Raw genomic sequence first — 3,632 nt, forward strand, 5'->3', positions numbered from 1 at the left:
TGCATGTTAACAATAACAGTAGTAATAATTTGAATTGTATATATTTCATCTCAATATTATATGTTAAAACCCAAGTTTAAATCCTAGTGAAAATGTGCGCACCACAGGGTAATTGCTTACATCGAAATAGCCTCCGCCCACACTATAGGTGTCATTGGTTGTCTCAGGATCATTTCCCGGGTATTTGGTAATGGTAAACAGGTTCGTAGCCGAAAGATAAATGGAAGCATTTTGCAATCCTGCATATTGCATCCATCTGGCCTTGTTCAACCTGTAATTGAAATTTAGGCTTCTTAATTTGATATAAGAAGAGCTAAAAACATCTATCGTTGAAGGCATAGGCATATTCCCCTCCAGTACCAGACGTTCGCGGTTGGTTTCTGTATTTCCCGGATGGTAGCGGTCCAGCATCAGTGCGTGCGAATTTGAAGTTCCATTAAATTGTCTGCTGCTGATGTGATCACCCCATAACAATTTGCCGCCCTGAGAAAAGGTAAAGAACAACTGGAGATCCAGATTTTTATAACTAAAACCTTGGGTAAAACCACCATAGTATTTAGGTGCTGCATTGGCGATAATAGTTTTTGAATCGGCAATTGCAGATTTACTCGCTTTGAAGTATTCATAATCCAGCTGGTACATCGGATCACCAATACCAAGAAATGGATAAAGCGTTGAATTTGCCGGTCCGAGTTCCTTTTTATAAGCATCCAGTTGTTCCTGGGTTTTAATGATTCCTGTGAAGGTATAGCCAAGAATCATTCCCAAAGGCTTTCCTTCTGCAATCCTGGTATTTTGCCATTCCAAACCAGTCATACTTCCCTGGGGTCCAAGATTAGCTTTCGGATCCAGTTTCGTAACTATCGTTTTATTCCAGGTCACATTAAATGAAGCATTCCACCTGAAATCTTTAGTTCTTACAAGATCACCCTGCAAAGAAAACTCAAATCCCTGGTTTTTAAGGTCGGCCGCATTACTCAATAAGAAAGCATAGGAGCTGCTTGCTGGAACCGGCAAATAAAGCAGAGCCCCATTGGTTCGCTTGTCATAGTAATCGGCTGTAAGCTGTAACCTGTTTTTAAATAAGGAAACATCTAATCCAAGATCCGTAGATTTTGTACTTTCCCATTTGATATTTTCATTTCCCAGCTGTGTAGGAATTAAAGCGTTTGCCCCCGCATAGGCCTTAGGCGTATATAAAGTGCGGTACATCTGGTCACCAATGTTCTGACTTCCGGTTAATCCATAGCTACCTCTTATTTTAAGATCGTCTATCCACTTTACATCTTTCAGAAAGTTCTCTTTTGAGATTCTCCATCCCAAAGCTGCTGACGGGAAGTAACCAAACTTATTGTTGTAACCAAACTTAGAAGAACCATCTGTTCTTCCTGTGAAAGTAAACAGATATTTATCCATCAAAGTATAGTTGGCACGCAGATAAAATGACAACAAATAACTTTGAGGGCTGCTAGGTTCATCACCACGGGTAAACAATGGCGTTATTGCAGAAGAAAGATTGTTTAGCGTATGGTCATTAGGATATCCTGAAGCTGTAGCACTAAAGAAACTGTTTTTTCTGGTCTCATACGAGGTACCGGCCAAAACATTGATCTCATGAATATCAGCTATATTTTTTGTATAGGTAAGGGTATTCTCCAAAAACCAATTGGTCATTCTGCTATTGGAGTTGCTTCCAATACCTGATTTTTCTGTTGCCGGACCAAAATAAGTACCCGTCTGGATAAAACTAGGCATATAAACACGCTGGTTATAGGTCTGCATATTCACAGACACCGTACTTTTAAACTGCAGTGCTTTGGTGATATCATATAAAGCCGACAGCGATCCTAACATACTAAATGTTTTGGCATTGTTGGTGGCCTGTAATAGTCCTACAGGATTTTGAAAACCCTGGTAATCCTCACCTCCCCGGCCAACAAAACTGGTCGGCATACCGTTTTCATCATAAGGCGCTAAATCGGGGCGTGCCCTTAAGGCTTGTCCATAGGCACCATCCCCAATATTCTGGTCGGTATACCCTAAATTCAAATTGGTGATGAACCTGAATTTACTACCGATCTCATTCTCTAAATTCAACTTACCTGCAATGCGCTGGTAATCCGTTGATTTTACGACCCCCGGAGTTTGGTTAAATGAAACGGAACTGAAATATTTAGATGCAGCGCCACCTCCCTGCACCGAAAGATCTGCATTGTGCGAAACGGTATTCCGCGTTACTTCCTTCAGCCAGTCTGTATTTGCGTTGCCGAAAAAGGTATTCGGATGGTTTAAAATAACGTCTATATTTTCTGGTATATAGTCTTCATCCGGATCTGCCTCTTTCATTAAGTTCTGAGCAGATTCTGTGAGCAACATTTTGTATTGCTCCGCATTTAACAATTTAGGTAATTTGGGTGTAGTGATTGTCGAATAGTAATTTGCGGTGATCTGAGGTTTCATATCTTTTTTGCCCCTTTTAGTGGTGATCATCACCACACCATTAGCCGCTTTTGAACCATAAATTGCAGTAGAGGAAGCATCCTTAAGAATACTGATGGATTCGATATCATCTACATTTAAACCGCCAAGACTATTTAAGCCATTGGTAAAGGCGGTAGATAAACCCGAATTCATACTTCCCATTCCGTTAATTTCATTACCAACCGGACTACCTACATCAAACCCGGGATTGATAAAGTTATTAGATACCTGAACCGGCACACCGTCAATGATGTATAAAGGATCATTGCCGCCCAGCAAAGAGCTGGAGCCTCGTATCCTGATCCGCACCGCACCGCCAGGTGAGCCATCGGCCTTGGTGACCTGTACACCACTCGCTTTACCGGCCAGGGCATTATCGACTGTAGCAAAAGGTGTATCCTTGATATCCGAAGCACTCACTACTGCTACCGAGCCGGTAAGATCTTTTTTTCTGGTGTTGCCATAACCCACTACCACCACCTGATCAAGACTGGAAGTTTCAGGCTCTAAGGCCAGGTTAACAGTCGTCTGATCGGCAACATTGATTTTTTTCTGCTGGTACCCAATATAGCTGAACACCAGTAAATCGCCCTTATCAGCATCAATGCTGTAAGCCCCGGAATTGTCTGAAATTGCACCCTTACCATTTGTCTTGTTTAAAATGGTTACCCCGGGAATAGGCCTACCTGTCTCATCAGTAATTTTACCTTTAACCGGATTTCTTTGATTAAACAGGCGCAATACTTTATCAGTGAAGGATTCTGGTACGGGTTTCACCACAATATTGTTGCCATTCACAATGTTAAAGGTCAATGGGAGTGCTTTAAAGCCGTTGCTGAGTACCTCTTCAATGCTCGCATTTTTCACACTGATACTGATACGCTGCGTATAAACTCCATTATCATAGAGAAACACGTAGCCGGTTTGCTTTTCAATCTCCTTAAAGACTTTCTCAATTGGCACATTCCGTTCCGATAAAGATATCTTTTGGCTGTATCCTACAGCACTCGCCTGCATTAATGTTACAAATAACATCAAGGTGGTAAGTTTCATAATTCTCAATAGTTTTTCCGGGAGCCACGCATCAGGCATAGCTCCGCTTATAAGTTTTAATTTCACTACTTTTGTAATGTTTGGATGAATAAAAAAAT

At 41.3% G+C, this 3,632-nt stretch carries 1 protein-coding gene; it reads right to left on the reverse strand.

Features of this window, described 5'->3' with window-relative positions; all coding sequences use genetic code 11:
* Nucleotides 1–63: 63 nt before the first annotated feature.
* Nucleotides 64–3,632, reverse strand: a 3,569-nt coding sequence (locus VNZ46_RS00315; protein WP_325558075.1) for a TonB-dependent receptor, incomplete at its 5' end; no start/stop codon positions are given.

This window comes from Pedobacter sp. (assembly GCF_035566355.1).
GTDB lineage: Bacteria > Bacteroidota > Bacteroidia > Sphingobacteriales > Sphingobacteriaceae > Pedobacter.